This is a genomic window from Streptomyces sp. HUAS MS02, assembly GCF_055702265.1.
Genome location: NZ_CM146747.1, coordinates 8,941,819 through 8,962,532 on the forward strand (window position 1 = coordinate 8,941,819; position 20,714 = coordinate 8,962,532).

Below are 20,714 nucleotides of genomic sequence, written 5' to 3' on the forward strand. Positions count from 1 at the left end.
GGAAGGGAGAAGAAGAGCCATGTCCACCAGCACACCCCGGATTCCGGGCACCTACGTCTTCGACACCGCCGACAACCGTCGCGGCCGGGCACTGAACCGGCTCTGCGGGTCGTTGAAGGACGCCGGCAACCGGGCGAGGTTCAGCGCCGACGAGGAGGCGTACTGCGAGGCGTACGGACTCACGGCCGAGCAGCGCGAGGCGGTCCTGAGCCGGGACTGGACACGGATGCTGGAGCTGGGCGGCTCCATCTTCTACGTCTTCAAACTCGCGGTCCTGGACCAGAAGTCCATGCAGTACCTCGGTGGCGTGTTCACCGGCATGACCACCGAGGAGTTCACTCAGGCGCTGAAAGCGGGAGGGCGGAGCTTTGGCTGAGGTGATATGGGGTCTGGCCACCTCGCACGTACCGTCGATCGGCGCGGCGATGGACCACCAGAAGACCGACGACCCCTATTGGAAGCCGCTGTTCGACGGTTACGCCCCCGCCCGGGAGTGGATGGCCCGGCACACTCCGGACGTGGCGGTGGTCGTCTACAACGACCATGCCAACGCCGTCGACATGTCGGTCACACCGACGTTCGCGATCGGCGCGGCGGCCTCGTACTTGGTGGCGGACGAAGGATGGGGCAGCCGTCCCGTCCCCACCGTCGTCGGCGCCCCGGAGTTCTCCGACCACCTCGTGGAGAGCCTGGTCGACTCCTCCTTCGACATCACGGTGTTCCAGGACCTCGCCGTCGACCACGGTCTGACCGTGCCGCTGTCGGTGTACTGCCCCGACCCGGGGGAGAGCTGGCCGTGCACGGTCGTTCCCGTCCTGGTCAACGTCATCCAGTACCCGCAACCCACGGCGGCGCGCTGCCTCGCACTCGGGAAGGCCCTCGGCGAGGCGATCCGTTCCTTCCCCGAGGACCTCAAGGTCGCCGTCTTCGGTACCGGCGGCATGTCCCACCAGCTCGCGGGCGCCCGCGCCGGACTGATCAACCAGGACTTCGACCGGATGTACCTCGACGCCATCGAGCACGACCCGGAGAAGCTGGCCGCGCTGACCCGTGAGGACTACATCCGCGAGGCCGGCTCCGAGGGCATCGAGCTCATCATGTGGCTGATCATGCGCGGCGCCCTTGGGCCACGGATCCGCCGCGTGTGCGACGTCTACCACGTTCCCGCATCCAACACGGCCGCCGGGATGGTGCTGTTCGAGAACCTGGAGACGTGAAGCGCGGCGCGGATCGTGCCCTCTTTGCTCTGGCATCAGTGGTGCGCCGGGCGCGCCGGGTGCCGGTCTCAGGTGCTACCCGCAGCCCCGGTGGATCGTGGTCGTCGGCCGTGTGATGGCTGCCTCGCCCGTGGCGGGTGAGGCGTCGGCACGGATTCTGAGCTGCGATGGAGACGGTGGAACAGCCGTCGTCCGGGTGGCGGCGGTGGCGTTCCCTGTCCGATCGGCGAGGAGGACACCGTGAAGCAGTGGCGGGCTCTGATCGTCCTCGGGACGGCACAGTTCCTGATGGTGCTGGACACGTCCGTCATGAACGTCTCGATCAGTCAACTGGTCGAGGACTTCGACACCGAGGTCACCGCCATCCAGGCCGTCATCACGCTGTACGCCCTGGTCATGGCCGCCTTCATGATCATCGGGGGCAGGTTCGGCGACATCCTCGGCCGCCGTCGGCTCTTCTTCGTCGGCCTGATGGTCTACGGCACCGGCTCGGCCCTGACCGCCGTAGCGCCCACCCTGTGGGTCCTCGCCCTCGGCTGGTCGGTCATCGAGGGCCTCGGCGCCGCGATGGTGCTGCCGGCCATGGCCGCCCTCGTCGCCGAGTCCTACCGGGGCCGGGACCGGGCCGTCGCCTACGGCGTCATCGGCGGGCTGGCCGGGGCCGGTATCGCCGTCGGCCCGCTGCTCGGCGGCTGGGTCACGACGTACCTCACCTGGCGGCTGGTCTTCGCCGGTGAGGTCGTGGTCGTCCTGGGCATCCTGTGCTTCCGCCGGGCGATCAGCGAAGCACCCCGGACCGGGCCCCGGCCCTCGATGGACGGGGTCGGCGCCGCGCTGTCGGCGGCGGGCCTCGGTCTCGGCGTGCTCGGTGTGCTGCAGAGCAGCACCTGGGGCTGGGTGCAGCCCCGCAATCCGCCGTTCACCGTCATGGGCTTCGCCCCCACCCTCTTCGTCGTCGGTGCGGGGGCGCTGGTCCTGGCCGTCTTCGCGCGCTGGGAGCATCGACGCACGGCCCGTGGCGCCGAACCCCTGGTCCACCTGCCCCTCCTGCACCGGCCCCCGCTGCGCTCGGGTCTGCTGGCCCTGCTCAGCCAGAACCTGATCCTGCTCGGGCTGTTCTTCACCATCCCGCTCTACCTCCAGGTCGTGCAGGGCTTCGACGCCTTCCAGACCGGACTCCGGCTGCTCCCCGTGTCCGTCACCATGCTCGCCGCCTCCCTGGTCGCCTCCCGGCTGGGCCGGCGGGCCGGGCCGCGCCGGGTGGTACGGCTGGCGCTGCTGACCCTGGCCGGGGCCATCGTGTGGCTGCTGGCCACCATCGATCCCGTCATCGACGACACCCAGTTCGCTCTCGCCATGGCACTGCTCGGCATCGGCATGGGGCTGCTCGCCTCGCAACTGGGCAACGTGGTGCAGTCCAGCGCGGGCGAGGAGGAACGCAGCGAGGTCGGCGGTCTGCAGTTCACGGCCCAGAACCTGGGGTCCGCCCTCGGCACCGCGCTCATCGGATCGCTGCTCATCGGCGCCCTGGCCCAGGCCATCACCTCCCAGGTCGAGGACGACCCGGCACTGTCGCAGGAGGCCAAGCAACAGACGAGTGTCGCGCTCGAGGCCGGGATCAGCTTCGTCTCCACCGAGCAGGTGCGTACGGCGGCCGAGCGTGCCGGGCTGCCTCCGACCGAGGCCGACGCCCTCGCCGACTCCTACGCCTCGGCCCAGCTGGACGGCCTGAAGGCGGCGATCCTCGCCACCGGAGGCATCACCCTCGCCGCGTTCCTGGTCACCCCAGGACTGCCGGGCGGGCGGTCGGGCCGTCCGGCAGCACCGGGAACCGGCCGTCCGGTACCGCCGGGAACGGACCGGGAGACACCACCGGTGCCGGACCGGTTCCATCGGCCGCAGCCGCGTGGCGGCGGCGCCCGGGGCGACCCGGCCGCCCCGCGCCGCTCGGAACACTGAATCGGCCGGTGCAGAGAGGAGGTGGGGACGATGTCCACGACAGGGCGAGCTGCGTCCCGGGGCGAGCGCCACGCGGAGCGACGGGCCCGGGCCGACTACACCGGCGGCGTCTACGGATCGATGCTCGCCTCCTCCGTGATCATCGGCGCCGGGACCCTGGGGGACTACCCCCGCCTCGAACTCGTCCTTCTGCTGCTGCTCACCGGCCTGGCGTTCTGGATCGCGCACGTGCACGCCCAACTGTTCGGAGCGCGGCTCGCGCAACGGCACCCGGACCGCCGGATCGTGCTGGAGGTGTGCCGCGACGAGTGGCCGATCGTCAAGGCATCGGTCCCGCCGGCCGCCGCCGTCGCGGTCAGCCCGCTCCTCGGCCTCGATGTGCCGGGCGCTCTCTGGCTGGCGCTCGCGGTGGCCGTGCTCGGACAGGTGGGCTGGTCGGTGGCGGCGGCCCGCCGCGTCCACGCCCCGTGGGGCCTGGTCGCCGTCACGGCCTCGGTGAACCTGCTGCTCGGCCTCCTGATCATCGCGTTCAAGCTCTATCTGACCCATTGACTCCTCGACCCGTCGACTCACCTCCCCGGGGTGAGGCCGGGCCGGTGCCGCAGGACCGACGATCGAAGAGAAGACCAACATCGAAGAGAAGACGAACATCGAAGAGAAGACGAATGGGGGTGCACCGCTCATGCGCTACGAGATCCGCGTCGACGGAAAGCTGTCGAAGGCGCTGACCGGTGCCTTCCCCGAACTGGACCACGTGGTCATGTCCGGCCACACCATCCTGTTCGGGCACGTCGTGGACGAGGCGCATCTGTACGGGCTGCTGGCCCGTTGCCAGTCCCTGGGGCTGCGCGTCCTGGAGATGCGTCAGCTGCCGGAGTGAGCCCCGAAGTGAAGAAGTGAAGCAGCGAAACCCGGAGTGAACCGGGGCACCCCCGGCTGCCGGAATGCGCCGGGGGTGAGGTGGGGGGCGAGGGGGATGGGCAGCCGGTACGTCAGAGGCTTTCCGCGCGGACCCGGCCCGTGTGCGCGGCCACGCCCAGCGCCTCGAAGTCCCGGTCGTTGCGGTCGGCGTAGGACTGCGCGAACTCGGCGAGCGCCCGGTCGAAGCGGTCGCTCCCACCCAGGTAGGCGGCGATGGCGACGGGGTCGCCGGAGCGGGCATGGGCCCGCGCGAGGCTGGCGCCGCACACCCGGGCGAAGAGCCGCAGCAGTCCCGGGTCCCAGGTCTCCGGGCGCGCTATGCCCTTCCAGTCACGCAACTGCCGTACGTAGAAGTCCCGTTCGCGTCCGTCGAGGCCGAGGACATGGGTCCAGCCGAGGAAGATGTCGCTGGTCGTCTGCATCAGGCGCTGCCCCGACACCACCCGGCGGCCCTGGTTGTCGAAGTTGTCGCCGCCGAGCTGGGCGGAGAGCACGGACTCCTGTGCCTCCTTGGCCTGGAGCAGCAGCGGGTCGGTGTCGTCGCGGCCGAGCAGCAGCACGATCCAGCAACGCGTTCCGACGCTGCCGACACCCACCACCTTCCGGGCCATGTCGACCACGTGGTAGCGGCGCAGCAGATGCCGGCGCTCGGACGACAGGGTGCGTGCGTACTGGTCCAGCACGTTCCCCAGCTCCTTCTCCTGGCCCTCCACGGCGGAGTCCGCGAGCAGGTCCCGGAGCGGGGTGATCAGCGGGGGGTCGGGGGCGATCAGCCGGCCCTCGGCGGTGACCCGGGTCAGCTTCTCGAAGGCCTGGAGGTGGGTGCGCGTACGGGCCTTCGCGGTCGCCTCGGCCGTACGGCGTCGGCTCTTCTCGTCCATGGACGACGCCAGCAGTTCCCGCAGCCGGTCGGCGTCGTCCTGGGCGTACCAGATGTCCAGGGTGGGCATGCCGGCGAACTCGCGCATGCGGCGCCGGTACGTCTTCACGCACGTCCGTACCGCCTTGTCCTGATCCTCGGTGGAGAAGCCGTTGGCCCGGCCCGCGATCACGAAGCTGGCCGCCAGCCGTTTCACGTCCCATTCGAACGGGCCGGGCAGGGTCTCGTCGAAGTCGTTGATGTCGAAGACCAGGTGGCGTTCGGGCGAGGCCAGCAGTCGGAAGTTGAGGAGATGGGCGTCACCGCAGAGCTGCACGGTCAGGCCGGTGTTGGGGAGGGGGCCGAGGTCCGACGCCATGATGGCCGCCGCGCCCCGGTAGAAGCGGAACGGGGATTCGAGCATGCGGCCGTAGCGGATGGGCACCAACTCCGGTACCCGGGCCGCCGACTGACGCTCGATCACCTCGATGGGATCGGTCCGGTCGGCGTCCGCGTCCGACTCGAACCAGCCGTGACAGGACCGGGAGGCGCGTCTGCGTGCCTCCCGGCCGTGCGCGGCCCTCTCGGCCACGGTCGGTGACGCCTTGGATGCGCTCGCACTGGTCATGACACACACCTCCTGAACCGCCGGCCCGGCGTTCCGTCCACCCTCCTCGGCCGTGCGGTGCCCGGGGATCACCCGCCGGGGGTGATCCGACCGGCGGGGTGGGGGCGGGACGCTGGCCCGGTGAGGTCACCGCACCGCCGTGCGCCGACGGTGCGGAAGCGGCCCGCTCGGCCGCGAGGACGCGACACGAGGACGCGAGGAGGAGCCATGACCGAGTCCCCTGGCCCGGCACCGCGTACCGGGGCGGACGACTACAGGCCTGGTGGGGCCGGGGCCGGTCCCGGAGCGGGGGGCGGTGTGCCCGGTGGCGCGGGCGAAGCGCCCGGTCCGGCGGACCGTGGGCCGGGGGAGGCGGGCCGCATGCCGGGCGGGGACGCCTCCGCGGTGCTGGGTGATCCGGCGGAGGTGTTGGGGAGGGTCGGCCGGTCCTGGAAGTGGATCCTCGGCTCGGCGCTGGCCACGCTCGTGCCGGGCGTCATCCTCCTGGTCTGGCCGGACGGGACCCTGCACGTCATCGCGGTTCTGCTCGGGCTGTACCTGCTCGCGATCGGGGCGTTCCGGTTCGTCGACGTCTTCGCCCGGGAAGAGGCGGGCGAGCGGCTGCCGGGGCTCCTCCTCGCGCTGCTGTACGTCCTGGCCGGTGTCCTGTGCCTGCGGAACCCGCTGCAGACCATCACCGCGCTCTCGCTGATCGTGGGGGTCGTCTGGCTGGCGACCGGCATCCTCACGCTCTACACCGCCCTCGCCGCCAAGAGCCTGCCCCACCGGGGCTTCGTCCTCGGCGTGGCGGCGCTCGGCATCGTCGCGGGGATCGTGGTGCTGGCCCTGCCGACCGAGTCGGCCACGGCACTGACCCGGCTGCTCGGGCTGTGGCTCGTCCTGCTCGGCCTGGCCGAGGCGACGGTCGCCCTCGCCTGGCGGGCCGCCCTCCGCCGGGAGGGCCTCACGGGCTCCCACGCCCGTCCGACCACGGGCGCCGTCTGAGCTTCCCGCACACCCCGAGGAGGAGCCATGTTCCCGGGCAGCCACCCCGTACCACCGAACTCGGACCCGCCGGCCGGCAACCCCGGCCCGGCCGCCGACACCGGCCCGGCCGCCGACACCGGCTCGGGTGGCGACACCGGCTCGGGTGGCGACACCGGCTCGGGTGGCGGGGTCGCCAGGGGTGGGGGGACCGAGCGGGGCGGGCAGCCCGGTCGGACCGGCGAACCCGGGCCGGAGGGCCGGTCCGGGCCGGATGACGCCCCCACCCCCGGCGGGGCCGGCCCGGGTGGGACCGAGCCGGGCAGAGCGACCGGATCAGGCGGCAGCACCGACGCAGCCGACGAGCCCGAACCGGGCGAGGGGGCCGCGGCGGGTGGCGTGATCGGCGCAGGCGCAGGCGCCGGCGCCGGAGGCGGTGGGAGCGGCTCGGGCGAAGGGGCCGAGGCGGCCGGTGGGGCCGGCTCGGCGGCCGGGGGCGGTGGGCATGTGATCAGTGCCGAGGAGCGGGCCGAGTACGAGCGGCTGCGGCGGCACGCCGGTGTGCGGCATCGAGGGCTGCGCATGGCCGGGGCCGCTGTTCTGCTCGTGGTGACCCTGTTGCTCGCTCCGCTCGCCGTCGTCGCGGCCTGGGTCGAGGACACCGTCGCCGACACCGACCGGTACGTCGAGACGGTCGCTCCGCTGGCGTCCGACCCGGCGATCCAGAACGTCGTGATCGAGCGGCTCACCGACGAGGTCGTCAAGAACGTGGACGTCGAGGCGGTGACGGACGCCCTCACCAAGGTGCTCGCCGAGAACGGCGCACCGCCGCAGGTCGTGGCCGGCGCCGGAGCTCTCGACGGCCCGCTGCGCTCCGTGGTCAGGACCGTCGTGGACCGCAATGTCACCCGCGTCATCACCAGCGAGCTCTTCCAGCAGGTCTGGGAGGGCTCGAACCGGCGGGCGCACGCGGCCGTGGTGCACATGCTCACCGGCGAGCGGGAGGGCGCGCTGCGCGCCACCGGCGACACGATCCAGCTCGACGTGGGCGCCGTCGTCGACCAGGTGCGGGAGCGTCTCGTGGACGCGGGCTTCGACAAGGCCGCCGCCATCCCCGACAGCGACCGGACGATCACCCTGTTCCACACCGACGAACTGGGCAAGGCGCAGGACGCCATGCGGTTGCTGAACATCCTCGGCACCTGGCTGCCCGTGATCACGATCGCCCTCGCCGCCCTGGCGGTGTGGACCGCCCCCGGCCACCGGGTGATGCTGCTGATCACGTCCCTCGGCCTCAGCCTCATGATGGGGGTGCTGCTCGTCGCGCTGGTCGTCGTCCGCCGCGTGTACCTGGACGCAGTACCTCCCGCGACCCTGCCGCCCGACGCCGCCGCGGCCGTCTTCGACACCTTCCTGCGCTTCCTGCGCGACAGTACGCGCACCCTGCTCGTCCTCTTCCTGGCCACGGCCCTCGCCGCCTATCTGTACGGTCCCGGGCGGCTCGCACGCAGGGTGCGGGCCCTGTCCCGGCGCGGAACCGCGGCGGCCGGGCGGTCGCTGCGGAGCGCGGGACTGAGCACCGGGCGCGCGGGGCGCGGCCTGGCGGCCCACCCCCGCTGGACCACCGGTGTTGTCCTCGGGGCGGGCGCGCTGGCCCTGCTGCTCTGGAACCGCCCCACGGTCGGTGCGGTCGTCCTGGTCGCCGTCCTGGTGGTGGTCGTACTGGCGCTGGTGTCGGTGGTCGCCGCCGCGGCGGACCCCGCCCCGGAGGAGGCCGGTCTCACCCGCCCGGGGTGAGGCCGGGCGGCTCCGGTCGTGGGCACGCTGGGATCGGTGCCGACCGTGGCGCCAGGGGCGCGCCGAGGACGGCAGGACACCTGCCGGGCGAACGCCCGGGACGGAGGAGAGACATGAGTGGTCCGACGTACCTCGCGTACGACTACCCGCTGCTGAGCGTCTTCTGGTCCATGCTCCTGCTGTTCCTGTGGATCATGTGGTTCGTGCTGCTCTTCCGGGTCGTCGTCGACATCTTCCGCGACGACGACATGAGCGGCTGGGCGAAGGCGGGCTGGCTGGTCTTCACGATCCTGCTGCCGTTCCTGGGCGTGTTCGTCTATGTGATCGCCCGGGGCAAGAACATGGGCCGCCGCGAGGTGGAGCAGGCGCGTGCGCAGCAGGCGGCCTTCGACGACTACGTCCGGCAGACGGCCAGGGGCGGCGACGGACGGTCCAGCAGCGTCGACGAGCTCGCCAGGCTGTCCGAGATCCGCTCGCGCGGCGACATCACGGACGACGAGTTCCGCCGTGCCAAGGAACTGGTCCTGAGCGGCCACGGAGCCTCGGCGGGCACGGGCGCCGGCCCGACCGCCGCCGGGCGCTGAGGACGGCTCCCACACTCACCGCACGACACCGAATCGAGGCAACGGTATGACCACACACACCGGACACATGCACTCGACCAAGCGGTCACGGCCCTTCGCCGAGGGGCTGACGGCCTTCGCCGCCGTCATGCTCATGATCGCGGGCGTTCTCGACATCAGCCGGGGCATCATGGCCATCGCCGAGGACGAGGTATTCGTCTCCACCCGCGACTACGTCTTCCAGTTCGATCTCACCGGCTGGGGCTGGGTCCACCTCGCCCTCGGCGTCGTGGCCGTGCTGGTCAGCCTGGGCCTCTTCCAGGAGTCGCTGTGGGCCCGCGTCGCCGGCGTCGTCATCGCGGGCCTGATCATCATCGCCAACTTCCTGTCCCTGCCGTACTACCCCGTCTGGTCCATGTCCTCGATGGAGACAGCTCGTGCCGAGCGGCGCGGCCGAACAGTGCCGCGCCGCCGCCGGCGCGTTGCGGGTGGAGGCTTGGGTGCCGCCCCCCCAAGGCGCCGCCCAACGGGCGCCGTTCGCCCACGGGTGTTCCCAACTCGCCGCCGCGCGGCACCGGTTGCCGTCGATCCGTTCATACCCTCGGGCAACTCGGGCGTGCCGAGGGCCGTCTCTCTGTACGCTGCGACGCCTCTGTGACGTTCGGGGGCGCGGGGCGTGGTGAGTCGTGTGGGACGCCGATCCGTATATCTACCTGCATGTAGAGTCCTGCGGGTTCGGTGATCACGACCGCCGAATGTGCAGGGGGCAGTCGACCGGCCGGGTGCGGCCGAGGTGGGGGAGGGCCGGTGAGTGGTACGGGTAGGCGGCGCGCGGGTGCCGGAGGCGGGGGGACGCGGCTGACACGGCGGGGCCGGACGGTGAGCTGGCTCGCCGGCGGCGCGGCCCTGCTCGTCCTCGGTGTCGGCGGTGTCGGGGCCTGGGTCTACAAGGACCTCGACAACAACATCACGGGCGCCGACGTCGACGGCAAGCTCGGCGGGAACCGCCCGGTCAATCTGAGCCCGGGTTCGAAGAACATCATGGTGGTCGGCTCGGACAGCCGTGACGGGGCCAACGCGAAGTACGGCAAGGGCCTGACCACCATGCAGTCCGACACGCTCATGGTGCTGCACCTCCCCGCGAACCGGGAGTGGGCCACCGTGGTGTCGTTCCCGCGTGACTCGTGGGTCGAGATAGCGGCGTGCGAGAAGGGCGACGGCAGTACGTCGGGCCCGCACCTGGCGAAGATCAACGAGGCGTTCGCGATCGGCGGCTCCAGCGGTGAGGTCGCCGGCGCGGCCGCCTGCTCGATCAGGACGGTCGAGGCCAACACCGGTCTGCGCATCGACAACTTCATGTCCGTCGACTTCCAGGGCTTCAAGGGCATGGTCGACGCCCTGGACGGCATAGAGGTCTGCCCCGAGCAGGCCATCAAGGACGACAAGGCCCACCTCGACATGGAGGCCGGCTGCCAGACCGTCGACGGCGAGACGGCCCTCGGCTATGTGCGCACCCGCTACGCCGTCGGCGACGGCTCCGACATCGGGCGCATCGGCCGGCAGCAGGAGTTCATGGAGACCCTGGCGGCCAAGGCCAAGTCCCGGCTGACCAGCCCCACTTCGCTCTACGACTTCCTGCAGTCCGCCACCAAGTCGCTCACCACGGACGAGGATCTCGACGGTATCGACCCGCTCTACGACCTCGCCTCCCAGCTCAAGGGCATCCCGAGCGACCGGCTGACCTTCCTGACCGTCCCCAACTACCCCCGTGAGGCCGACGTCCCCGCCGACAAGGCCAACATCGTCTGGCAGTACCCGCAGGCCGCCGACCTGTTCACCTCCCTGGCCAACGACAAGGAGGTCGACAAGAAGAAGCTCCAGGCGCAGGCCAAGAACGACCTGATCTACGCCTCCGCCGTGCGCGTCCAGGTCCTCAACGGCACCGGTGTCTCCGGTCGGGCCGCCGCCGTCGCGGAGAAGCTGCGCGAGGCGGGCTTCACGGTCGTCGGCACGGGCAACGCGCCCGAGAACACCGCCACCACCACGGTCGCCCACCCGGCCGAACTCGCCAAGCAGGCGCGGGTGCTCGCCTCACGGCTGCCCGACGTCAAGGCCGCACGCTCCGCGGACGCGGCGGCGGGAGTGGTGACGCTGGTGGTGGGGTCGGATCTCGATCTGGAGAAGCTGCGGTGACACGGCGGCCATGACACGGTCCGGTGACACGGCGGCCATGACACGGTCGCGGAGACGCGCGGACTCGCCGCGGTCCGGTGGTGGCCGGGCCGCGGCGAGGGCGTGACGAGGGCGTGACGGGGGATCAGCTGCCGGTGAGGGAGACGGCCACGTCCGTGATGTTCAGGGGGAACTTGGACTTGGCGGCGTCGTTCACGAGCGTGGCCTGCCCCGTGAAGAGGTTGAGGGTGTAGAGGGAGGGGGTGCTCGCGCCGGGGGCGGTGAGGCTGGCGAAGGCCAAGTTGTCCACCGTCTTGCCGCCGCTCAGCGTGCTGTAGATGTCCATGCCAGCGTTGATCTGGGCGTCGAGGCCGAGGTTGCCGGTCGCGGCGAGGGTGCCGTTGTTGGCCGGCGACTGGATGACGACCTGGTCGCTGGTCGTGTTGATGTCGAACAGCGTGGTCGCCGTGGTCCCGTCGAGGTCGTTGTTGGTGTAGGCGGCGGCCGACACGCCCTTGGTCGTGCCCTCGATCGGCGGGGTGGTGAGGTTGAGGTCCTGGATGGTCGTGTGGTCATTGAGGTTGTGCCGCAGGTTCTGGCCGTTGTCGCTGATCACGCGCAGCCGGTCGGCCGCCGGGTTGAAGTCGACGCCGAAGTTCGTGCCGTTCAGCGCGTACTGGAGCTGGGACACCTTGGTGACCACGACGTCCTGGGTGCCCGTCGGGATCTTGATCGTGTAGATCCCGCCCTTGTTGCCCACGCCGTACAGCGTGCCGTTCTGCACCCGGAAGTCGATGCCGATGAGCGCCGTGTCGCCGCTGAGGCCGGTGACGGCCCTGACCCAGTTGAGCACGTCCGCCCGGTCGGTCCAGAACGCGGCCATCAGGGTGCCGTCACCGGTGATCCCGTAGGCGCGCAGGCTGGGGGCGGCGGCGGGGGCGGCGGAACCGGTGCCCGGTGTCCCGAGCATGAGTGCGGTCGACGTGACCATGACCGCCATCGCCGCCATGATTCTCTTTCGCGTGCCTGCCTTCATCGGAGTTTCCCTCCCGTTTGGGCGTGCGCCCGTGTCCGGTGTTCGGTCGAGGAATTTCCGTACTCCTGCCCGTACTGACAGCCGGAACCGTTCCGGAGTGGAGCCGGATCGATTGCGGTGTTCTTCCCCCACGGGCGGGTACGCGGCTCTCATTAACGACGCTTTACGACTCCTACACAAGCGGAAGCGATGACGGGAACGACCCGATCCGGGAATTTTGCGCACGGTGACAAAAACCTGGTCGGCCCACTTGCCGCCGTTTTATGCGGAGTGATGAACGCCGTCCGGATCTCGACTGTCGGTCCGTTCGTCCGGAATGACATGCTCGCTTCCATGGGGAGCCTCTTCGCGGAACTGGCCCGTCAGGCGCCGACCAACGCCCGCCGGGAGGTAGAGACGTACACGCGCGAGATCGCGGAGTTCGGGTTCCTGGACAAGGACCCCCGGGCGCGGGCGCAGACGCTGGACCAAGCGGTCTGGCTCCGGCACCGAACCGTCGAACTGGCGCCGGACAACAGGGAGTTGAGCGACAGCGATCTTGAGTACGTCGCGTCCATGGGGGAGCTGCGGGCCGGTGCGGGCATGTCCCTCGACGCGCGGCAGCAGGTGCTGCGGGTGCACACCGCGCTCATGCTGCGCGAGATCAACGAGGCGACCGAGGCCCAGCGCGGCGCCGGCGTGGACGAACTCATGCGGATGATGACGTGGTTCGCCCCGCAGGGCGAGCGCGGCATCGGCGCCTACCGGCAGGGATTCGTCCGTGTACTGCGCCGTCGAATGCCGTACGTCGAACAGATCGCCCTGCTGGCCCGGTCATTGCTGAACGGGGATCCCATAGCGGCGGAACTCGCCGAGGCCGTCGACATGGAACTGCCGGACCGGTACGCGGTGACGGTGTTCCGGCTGCCTGATCCTCCCCCGGTCGACCGCGTCCTGGAAAACGAGATCGAAACACTGGTGAAGAGCCACCGGGCCCCGATCGTATGGGGTGCGCGGGGTGGCGACGGGAGCGGTGAGCTCATCGCGCTCGTCCCCGTGAATTCCGATGCCGCGCGGGCGGAGAATGTGCCACCGCACACTGTTCCCGACCTCCTGCCCGAGCTCGCCCCGGAGCATGTCGCGGACCTCGTACGGGACGTGGCCCAGGCCCTAGGCCGCCCCTGTGCCGTCGGCACCGCGGACGCGCCGCTGCCCGAGCTGTCCGACGCGCTCGACAGAGCGCGTCGGATCAGTGACACCGCCCCGCTGCGGCGGGCCTCCGCGCGTCTGCGGCCGCACACCCTGGCGGACCTCTTCGTCGAACTCTCCGTCGCGGACGTGCCGTTCGTCGACGCATGGCTGCGCGCACTGTCCGACCGGCTGGCCGCCGGCCCGGACCTGCTGGTCACACTCGACATGTACTACCGCAACGACATGCACCGCGGCGCCACGGCGACCGCCCTCAACGTCCACACCCGTACCCTCGACTACCGCCTGCGCCGGGTGCGGGAGCTCACCGGCATGGACCCGGGCTCCACCCGGGGGGTGCGCGCGCTCAGCGCGGCCGTCGCCCGGCGCCAGTCGGGAGCGTGGCGCTGACCACGGACGCGCCCGACCCCGCGGCCGCCGTTCCCGGTGCCGTCGGCGATACGGCAGGCTGGTGCCGTGAGCAACAGTGACTCCCTCTTCATCAAGATCTGCGGTCTGCGGACCGAGCAGGACGTCGACACCGCCGTCGAGGCCAGCGCCGACGCCGTCGGCTTCGTCTTCTCGGCCAGCCCGCGCCGTATCGACGCCGCGACCGCCGCACGGCTGGGCCGCCGCGTGCCGGAGCACGTCCTGACGGTGGGCGTCTTCCGCCAGGAGCCCCTGGACGACGTGCGCTCCCTGGCCGCCGAGTCCGGGATCCGGGCGATCCAGCTGCACGGTCCCGACGACCGCGCCTACTACGACGAGCTGGCGGCCGACGGCCGGACCCTGATCCGCGCCGCCGCGTTCGACGACGCCGTGCCGCGCTGCGGCGAGTTCGGGGAGGACATGCTCCTGCTCGACGCCCCCGTCCCGGGCTCGGGAGTCGCCTGGGACTGGGCGAGCAAGCCGCTGGCGGCCTCCGGGGAGAAATGGCTCCTCGCCGGCGGCCTCACCCCGGAGAACGTGCGCGACGCCGTCGCCGCCACCGACCCGTGGGGCGTCGATGTCTCCAGCGGTGTGGAGCAGCGCCGAGGCGTCAAGGATCACGCTCTGATCAGGGAGTTCATCAAGGCGGCCCGCTCCGCGAGGTGACGGACGGCGGCCAAGGCGCCACATCGACGGCTGTGCGTCACGAGACCGGAGCTGTGAGTGGTGCCGCCCGCCGTTCCCCCGGAAGTGACCCTGGGGTAGGGTCCCCACGTCCCGGCTACCGGCTGAAGGTGGTCCGGTACGGGGAGTGTCGGAGGGGCGGCATGGTGAGGGAAACCCAGTCGGGTGAGGGCGTGTCCGTGGAACGGGACGGGGCGGGGCTGGAGGAGCTGTCTCCCGAACCCCTGCTGACCCGGGACTACGAGACGCGTCCGTCGTTGGTGTACGAGCGGCTGAGGCAGCGGCACGGCGCGGTGGCGCCGGTTGATCTGCTGGGCGTCCCCGCCTGGCTGGTGCTGGGCTACCGCGAGGCGTTGCAGGTGCTCCAGGACGACGCCGGCTGGCCCAAGGGCCTGGAGAACTGGCGGGCCAGGACCGAGGGCCGGGTCCCGGCCGACTGGCCGCTCGGCCCCTCCCTGGAGGTCAACCACGTCCTCATCCAGGGCGGCCCCGGCTACCGCACCCTGCGGACCGCGTGGGACCAGGCGCTCAAGCCCTTCCAGGACCCGCGCAACCCCCAGGCCAGGCGGCTGAAGACGGCCGTCACCGCGTACGCCGACGAGCTGATCACCCTGATGGGCCAGGCGGGCGGCACGGGGCTGGCGGACCTGTCCGCCCAGTTCTCCCGGCCCCTGCCGCTGATGGTGGCCAGCCATCTGCTGGGCTTCCCCGGCTCCCAGGGCGACGACGCCCTGATGGACATGTGGCGGGTGCTGGACGCGGGTCCCGACGCGGGGCCCGCCCTGGACCGGCTGCTCGGCGCGCTGGCGGAACTGGCCGAGCTGAAGCTGAAGACACCGGGGGAGGACTTCCCCTCGTATCTGCTGGCCGCCCACCCCGACCTCTCGCTCGACGAGCTGGCCCGCGAACTCTTCATGCTGCTCGGCATGACCTCCGACCACGTCGGCATCCTCGTCTCCAACACGGTCGTCGAGGTGCTCTCCGGCGAGGACAGCGTGCGGGCCAGCCTCTCCGCCGGCATGGTCCGGGAGGCCATGAACCGGGTCGTCATGCGCAAGCCGCCGCTGGTGAACTTCGTGCCGAGGTTCGCCGCCGAGGACACCGAACTCGGCAACTACACGATCCGCGCGGGCGACCCGGTCTGGGTCTCCTCCGCCGCAGCGCACGCGGACCCACTCTTCGCCGACCATGTGGCCCCCAGCACCACGGTCAGCACCCGGGCGCACCTGTCCTGGGGCGCCGGCCCGCGCCAGTGCCCGGCCCGCGAGCTGGCCTCGACGGTCGCGGCGGTCGGGGTGGGCCGCCTGTTCGAGCGGTTCGCCAACCTGGACCTCGCCCTCCCCGTCGACCAACTGCCCTGGCGTTCCTCGCCCTTCATGCGGGGCCTGCGCTCGCTGCCCGTACGGTACGAACTCGCGCCGACGCCCGAGCGACCGGCGGCGGACGGCGCGGCGGACGGCGCGGCGGCGGAGCCGACGGGGGACAGGGAGACGGGGACGACGGAGACGGTGACGCCGGACGCGTCCGCCCGCCAGCGCTCGTCGCTGTGGCGCTACCTCGCGGGCCTGATCCGCCCCGGCCGCTGACCGCCGCCCCGCGCCCCCGCCGGGCCGAGCCGACCTGCCCCTGACGGCAGGGCACCCGCTGGAGGAGGGCACCCTCGTCGGTCTCAGTCGGCCGTGCCCGTGAGCAGGCGTCGGGGATTGGTGATGCGGAAGGCGTACGCGGTCGGCCCGCCCAGGCCGAAGCCGGGCTGTTGCGGGGGCTCGGCGTAGGGGCGGTCGGAGCCCTGGACGACGGCCTCGACGCCCAGGGCGCGGACCACGGCTTCGACGGCGCTCGGCCCGTAGGAGGACGTCTCCACGAAGACGCCCGGGTCCACTTCGGCGTCACGGCCGTCGCCCCGCGCGGCGAAGCGCTCTCCGTGGAGCGGGGCGAGTCCGGCCAGCAGGGCGAAGCAGACCCGCAGCCGGGGGTGGCGGGGGCGGCCGAAGGCGCGGAAGGCGAACCACGCGGAGTGCATCTGCTGGACGTAGGGGACCATCGCGGGCCACCAGCCGGGCCCCTCGGCGCCGCCGGGTGCGGGACCGGGGTGGACGAACAGGGGCAGGTCGCGCTCTTCGAGGAGGTCGAGGAGCGGGGCGCAGCGGGCGTAACCGACCGCGTCGGCCAGGGCGTTCGCCGGGAGCTGGAGGCCGACGAAGCCCTGGTCCAGGACCTCTGCGGTGGCCTGCGCGTCGACGTCCCGTACGCAGGCCGCGGCCCACGCGCCGAACGGTTCGGGGAGCGCGGCGGATCCCTCGTGGTAGGCGTCGAGCAGGGGGCGTGCCTCGGCCTCCGGCAGCCACTCGACACCGATGGGGGAGGAGAGCGAGACGAGAGCACGGCCCAGGCCGTCGCTGTCGGCGAGTGCGGCGCGGCGGGCGACGTCATGGTCGGCGGGCGGCAGTTCGTAGGGCGGCTCACCGTCGAGGAAGAGGGTCCAGCCGTCCAGGAACGGCGGCTCGCTGCGTGACCTGAGGGCCGTCACCAGCGAGGGGGTCCACAGATGCTGGTGCACGTCGCAGTTGGTCATGACGCTCCTCCCACCCCGAACCGTATCTCCCCGGCACTGTCGTCGTGGCCCTTCGGACAGGAGGCAGAGTCACGGAATACAGGCAAAGCGGACACGGCCGGTGTGCTTTGGTGTGAACGTAACGTGCTGTTCACGTAATTCCATTGACTGTCATTCAGACACCGGCAACTCTGCATGACTATATTCAGTCGGGTAAGGGGCAGTCTTGATCAGATTCGACGCGGTGAGCAAGAAGTATCCCAACGGCACGGCAGCGGTGGACAACCTGTCCCTGGAGCTGGCCGAGGGCGGCATCACAGTGCTGGTCGGTCCTTCCGGCTGCGGCAAGACCACCACCCTGCGCATGATCAACCGCATGGTGGAACCGACCGCCGGCACGGTGAGCCTGCGCGGCCGGGACATCCGCGAGGTCAACGCGCCCGAGCTGCGCCGGGGCATCGGCTATGTGATCCAGCACGCGGGACTGTTCCCGCACCGCACGATCCTGGACAACATAGCCACGGTTCCGCTGCTGCTGGGCTGGAGCCGCAAGAAGGCCCGGGCCCGGGCCGCGGAACTGCTCGAACTCGTGGGCCTGCCAGCCGAGATGGCCAAGCGCTACCCCAACCAGCTCTCCGGCGGGCAGCAGCAGCGCGTGGGCGTGGCCAGGGCGCTGGGCGCCGATCCGCCGGTGCTGCTCATGGACGAGCCGTTCAGCGCGGTCGACCCGATCGTGCGGGCGGAGTTGCAGGCCGAGTTCGTCCGGCTGCAGAAGGAGCTCCACAAGACGATCGTGTTCGTCACCCACGACATCGACGAGGCGATCAGACTCGGTGACAACATCGCCGTGTTCCGCACCGGCGGCAGACTCGCCCAGTTCGACACACCCGAGCGGCTCCTCGGCAGCCCCGCCGACGACTTCGTGGCCGACTTCGTGGGTCAGGACCGGGGTATCCGCCGGCTCTCCTTCGTCGACGCGACCCGACTGCCGCTGCGCGACGGCCCGGTGCTGTCGTCCGCCGCTCCGGTCGCCGAGGCGCGGGCGGCACAGGCGCCCTGGGTGCTCGTCGTGGACGATGCGCGACGACCGCTCGGCTGGGCCGCCACCGCCGACCTCCCGGCGGCCGGCACCCTCGCCGATGCCCCCCTGACCCCCCTCGGGCACACGTTCAGCCTGGCCGGTGACTCCGCGCGGGCCGCCCTCGACTCGGCCCTCCTCTCACCCGCCCGCCTCGCCGTGGCCGTCGACGCGCAGGGCGCGGTCGCCGGAGTCGTGGACGCGCATGAACTCTCCACCGCGGCGACCGTGGCGACCGAGGTGAAGGGAGCGACGGAGGCGGAAGTCCCGGACGTGGACGAGCCCGGCACCGTCGACAAGTCGGCCGCTGTCGACAAGCCGGCCGTCGACAAGTCGGCCGCTGTCGACAAGCCGGCCGTCGACACCCGAGGCGGTGAGGACCGATGACAGGCGACGAACCGCTCGTCAGGTGGCAGTGGATCGTCGATCACACCGGCGAACTCGCCGAGTACACCGGCATCCACCTCAGACTCGGCCTGCTGCCCGTGCTGTTCGGACTGATCGTCTCCGTGCCGCTCGGCATCCTGTGCCACCGCTGGCGCTGGCTCTACCCGCCGGTGCTGACCGTGTCCAACATCCTCTACTCGATCCCGTCGCTCGCCCTGTTCATGATCTTCGTCCGGTACACGGGGCTGACCGAGCAGACCGTGATGATCCCGCTCACGCTCTACACCCTGTCCGTGCTGGTGCCCAACGTCGTCGACGGCCTCGCCTCGGTCCCCGAGCACGTCCGGCTCGCGGCGACCGCCATGGGCTTCGGCACCGTACGCAGAGTCGTCCAGGTCGAGCTGCCGATCGCCGTTCCCGTCGTCATCGCCGGCGTGCGCGTCGCCGCGGTCTCCTCGATCAGCCTCGTCGCCGTGGGACAGCTGATCGGCCAGGGCGGTCTCGGCTACTACATCACCCGCGGCCTCCAACTCGACTTCCCCACCCCGATCGTCACCGCGATCGCCCTGATCATGCTGCTCGCCCTCGCCACCGACGCGTTGCTGGTCCTGGCGCAGCGACTGCTCACCCCGTGGTCCCGGAACAAGGTGGCTTCGGCATGAACGACTTCCTGAACCAGATGCAGCTCGTGGGCGACTGGCTGACCTCCTCGGCGCAGTGGCACGGCGACGACGGCATCCCCCGGCGGCTCATGGAACATCTCACCTACAGCGGACTGTCGTTGCTGTTCGCCGCCCTCATCGGGCTGACGTTCGGACTGCTCGTCGGACACACCGGCCGGGGCGCCTTCGCCGTGGCCAGCGTGGCGAACCTCGCCCGCGCGATCCCCACCTTCGGCCTGCTCGTCCTCGTCGTCACGCTCGCCGGGATCAGCACCGCGCCCGTCCTGGTCGCCCTCGTCGCGCTCGCGGTACCGCCGATCCTCATCAACACCTTCGAGGGCGTACGGGGTGTGGACCCCGCCACCCGGGACGCCGCGCGCGGCGTCGGCATGACCGAGTGGGAGGTCCTCACACGGGTCGAGGTGCCGATGGCGCTGCCTCTGATCCTGCTGGGCCTGCGGGTCGCCGCGATCCAGGTCGTGGCCACCGCGACCGTGGCCGCGTACCCGGGCCTCGGCGGTCTGGGCCGCTACATCGTCGACGGACTCTCCCGCAACGACTACGAGTTGGTCATCGGCGGCTCCACGGTCGTCGTCGTCCTCGCGCTCGTCGTCCAGCTCGTGTTCACCGCGTTGCGACGCGTCGTCGTCTCGCCGGGCCTTCGGGTCTCGGCGTCGAAGTCCTGAAACCAGAGAGGAACATTCCATGCGAGGCATCTACCGAGGCGCCGCGTTCGGCCTCATCACCGCGCTCACGCTGACCGCCTGCGGCGGGGGCGGCGACAGCGACGACAACCCGCTGGCCGAGGGCGGCGACGGCGGTGGCCAGTCGATCGTCGTCGGTTCGGCGAACTTCCCCGAGAACCAGCTGCTCGCCGAGATCTACTCGCAGGCCCTGGAGAGCAAGGGCCTGAAGGTGACCCGCAAGTTCGACATCGGGGCCCGCGAGGTCTACTACGACCAGGTCGTCAAGGGCGGCATCGGCGTCCTCCCCGAGTACAACGGCGCCCTGCTGTCGGTGGCGGTCGACAAGAACAGCACCGCGACCAGCACCGAGGACATCAACGCCGAACTGAGGGAGAAGCTCCCGTCGTCGGTGGAGATCCTCGACTCCGCAACGGCCGAGGACAAGGACTCGGTGGCCGTCACCGCCGAGACCGCCGCCAAGTACAAGCTCAAGACCCTCGCCGACCTCAAGCCCGTCGCGGGCGACCTGACGCTCGGCGCCGGCTCGGAGTTCAAGACCCGTACGCAGGGCGGTGTCGGCCTGGAGAAGGTCTACGGCGTCAAGTTCGGCAAGTTCCAGCCGCTCGACGCGGGTGCCCAGAGCACCCTGGTGAAGCTGCTCAAGGACGACAAGGTGCAGGCCGCCAACCTGTACACCACCGACCCCGCCATCGTCGCGGACAAGCTGGTGGTCCTGGAGGACCCGAAGAAGCTCTTCTCCTCGCAGAACGTCACCCCGCTCGTCTACAAGGCCGCGGTGGACGACAAGGCCAAGGAGGCGCTCAACGCCGTCTCCGCCAAGCTCACCACCGAGGACCTGCTGGAGATGATGAAGAAGCTCGTCAACGACAAGGAGGACGCCGACTCCGTCGCCGAGGAGTGGCTGAGTTCGGCCGGCCTGGTGAAGTGAGCC

General features: G+C 71.1%; 19 protein-coding genes and 1 pseudogene. 17 read left to right on the top strand and 3 right to left on the bottom strand.

The features are described from left to right. Window positions 1-19: 19 nt before the first annotated feature. The 5 genes from ACZ9QC_RS38635 (at window position 20) to ACZ9QC_RS38655 (ending at window position 4,056) form a co-directional block, all read left to right on the top strand. Window positions 20-376: a protocatechuate 3,4-dioxygenase gene (locus tag ACZ9QC_RS38635; protein WP_472917357.1), complete on the top strand. Its 357-nt coding sequence runs from the start codon at window positions 20-22 to the stop codon at window positions 374-376. A gap of 1 nt (window position 377) precedes the next feature. Further along, window positions 378-1,217, top strand: a complete 840-nt coding sequence (locus tag ACZ9QC_RS38640; protein WP_472921925.1) for a class III extradiol dioxygenase subunit beta — start codon at window positions 378-380, stop codon at window positions 1,215-1,217. Between the two features lie 240 nt (window positions 1,218-1,457). Continuing rightward, entirely contained in the window at window positions 1,458-3,176 is a 1,719-nt protein-coding gene (locus ACZ9QC_RS38645) for an MFS transporter (RefSeq protein WP_472917358.1), read from the top strand. A gap of 30 nt (window positions 3,177-3,206) precedes the next feature. Continuing rightward, window positions 3,207-3,728, top strand: a complete 522-nt coding sequence (locus ACZ9QC_RS38650) for a hypothetical protein (protein ID WP_472917359.1) — start codon at window positions 3,207-3,209, stop codon at window positions 3,726-3,728. A 130-nt stretch (window positions 3,729-3,858) separates the two neighbouring features. Beyond that, a complete protein-coding gene (locus tag ACZ9QC_RS38655) occupies window positions 3,859-4,056 on the top strand; it encodes a hypothetical protein (protein WP_472917360.1) in 198 nt (65 codons plus the stop codon). A 112-nt stretch (window positions 4,057-4,168) separates the two neighbouring features. On the opposite strand, the gene ACZ9QC_RS38660 is transcribed toward ACZ9QC_RS38655, so the two are convergent. Beyond that, on the bottom strand, window positions 4,169-5,584 hold the full coding sequence (locus tag ACZ9QC_RS38660; protein ID WP_472917361.1) for a DUF2252 domain-containing protein: 1,416 nt from the start codon (window positions 5,582-5,584) through the stop codon (window positions 4,169-4,171). A 207-nt stretch (window positions 5,585-5,791) separates the two neighbouring features. Between ACZ9QC_RS38660 and ACZ9QC_RS38665 the strand changes: the two genes are divergently transcribed. The 5 genes and pseudogenes from ACZ9QC_RS38665 to ACZ9QC_RS38685 all read left to right on the top strand — a co-directional run bounded on the left by ACZ9QC_RS38665 (window position 5,792) and on the right by ACZ9QC_RS38685 (window position 11,100). Next, the gene (locus ACZ9QC_RS38665; RefSeq protein ID WP_472917362.1) at window positions 5,792-6,568 is read left to right on the top strand and encodes an HdeD family acid-resistance protein; all 777 of its coding nucleotides are present in this window, start codon (window positions 5,792-5,794) and stop codon (window positions 6,566-6,568) included. Between the two features lie 486 nt (window positions 6,569-7,054). Beyond that, window positions 7,055-8,344, top strand: coding sequence for a hypothetical protein (locus tag ACZ9QC_RS38670; protein WP_472921926.1), 1,290 nt, complete (start codon window positions 7,055-7,057; stop codon window positions 8,342-8,344). 113 nt (window positions 8,345-8,457) lie between these two features. Continuing rightward, a complete protein-coding gene (locus ACZ9QC_RS38675; RefSeq protein WP_472917363.1) occupies window positions 8,458-8,928 on the top strand; it encodes an SHOCT domain-containing protein in 471 nt (156 codons plus the stop codon). Between the two features lie 46 nt (window positions 8,929-8,974). Then, window positions 8,975-9,325, top strand: a pseudogene (locus ACZ9QC_RS38680) (DUF7144 family membrane protein); the annotation flags it as partial. 389 nt (window positions 9,326-9,714) lie between these two features. Continuing rightward, window positions 9,715-11,100, top strand: coding sequence for an LCP family protein (locus tag ACZ9QC_RS38685; RefSeq protein WP_472917364.1), 1,386 nt, complete (start codon window positions 9,715-9,717; stop codon window positions 11,098-11,100). A 124-nt stretch (window positions 11,101-11,224) separates the two neighbouring features. Here ACZ9QC_RS38685 and ACZ9QC_RS38690 read toward each other — a convergent pair whose 3' ends face one another. Continuing rightward, complete coding sequence (locus ACZ9QC_RS38690; protein WP_472921927.1) at window positions 11,225-12,088, bottom strand: DUF4394 domain-containing protein; 864 nt, start codon at window positions 12,086-12,088, stop codon at window positions 11,225-11,227. Window positions 12,089-12,448: 360 nt separating this feature from the next. On the opposite strand from ACZ9QC_RS38690, the gene ACZ9QC_RS38695 reads away from it, so the two are divergent. From ACZ9QC_RS38695 to ACZ9QC_RS38705, 3 genes are all read left to right on the top strand, one after another. After that, window positions 12,449-13,693 carry a PucR family transcriptional regulator gene (locus ACZ9QC_RS38695; RefSeq protein WP_472917365.1) on the top strand — a complete coding sequence of 415 codons (1,245 nt, stop codon included), beginning with the start codon at window positions 12,449-12,451 and terminating at the stop codon, window positions 13,691-13,693. A gap of 66 nt (window positions 13,694-13,759) precedes the next feature. Then, complete coding sequence (locus ACZ9QC_RS38700; RefSeq protein ID WP_472917366.1) at window positions 13,760-14,377, top strand: phosphoribosylanthranilate isomerase; 618 nt, start codon at window positions 13,760-13,762, stop codon at window positions 14,375-14,377. A gap of 161 nt (window positions 14,378-14,538) precedes the next feature. Beyond that, window positions 14,539-15,981, top strand: coding sequence for a cytochrome P450 (locus ACZ9QC_RS38705; RefSeq protein WP_472917367.1), 1,443 nt, complete (start codon window positions 14,539-14,541; stop codon window positions 15,979-15,981). Between the two features lie 83 nt (window positions 15,982-16,064). Here ACZ9QC_RS38705 and ACZ9QC_RS38710 read toward each other — a convergent pair whose 3' ends face one another. After that, the gene (locus ACZ9QC_RS38710) at window positions 16,065-16,970 is read right to left on the bottom strand and encodes an amidohydrolase family protein (protein ID WP_472917368.1); all 906 of its coding nucleotides are present in this window, start codon (window positions 16,968-16,970) and stop codon (window positions 16,065-16,067) included. Between the two features lie 205 nt (window positions 16,971-17,175). Between ACZ9QC_RS38710 and ACZ9QC_RS38715 the strand changes: the two genes are divergently transcribed. Genes ACZ9QC_RS38715 through ACZ9QC_RS38730 form a run of 4 tightly spaced genes read left to right on the top strand, consistent with a single transcriptional unit; the run spans window position 17,176 to window position 20,711 of the window. Further along, complete coding sequence (locus tag ACZ9QC_RS38715; RefSeq protein WP_472917369.1) at window positions 17,176-18,414, top strand: ABC transporter ATP-binding protein; 1,239 nt, start codon at window positions 17,176-17,178, stop codon at window positions 18,412-18,414. Next, on the top strand, window positions 18,411-19,076 hold the full coding sequence (locus ACZ9QC_RS38720) for an ABC transporter permease (RefSeq protein WP_472917370.1): 666 nt from the start codon (window positions 18,411-18,413) through the stop codon (window positions 19,074-19,076). Before ACZ9QC_RS38715 ends, ACZ9QC_RS38720 begins: the two co-directional genes overlap by 4 nt. Next, on the top strand, window positions 19,073-19,762 hold the full coding sequence (locus ACZ9QC_RS38725; RefSeq protein WP_472917371.1) for an ABC transporter permease: 690 nt from the start codon (window positions 19,073-19,075) through the stop codon (window positions 19,760-19,762). The genes ACZ9QC_RS38720 and ACZ9QC_RS38725 overlap by 4 nt, the downstream gene beginning before the upstream one ends. 28 nt (window positions 19,763-19,790) lie before the next feature. After that, window positions 19,791-20,711, top strand: a complete 921-nt coding sequence (locus ACZ9QC_RS38730; RefSeq protein WP_472921928.1) for an ABC transporter substrate-binding protein — start codon at window positions 19,791-19,793, stop codon at window positions 20,709-20,711. Window positions 20,712-20,714: the final 3 nt, after the last annotated feature.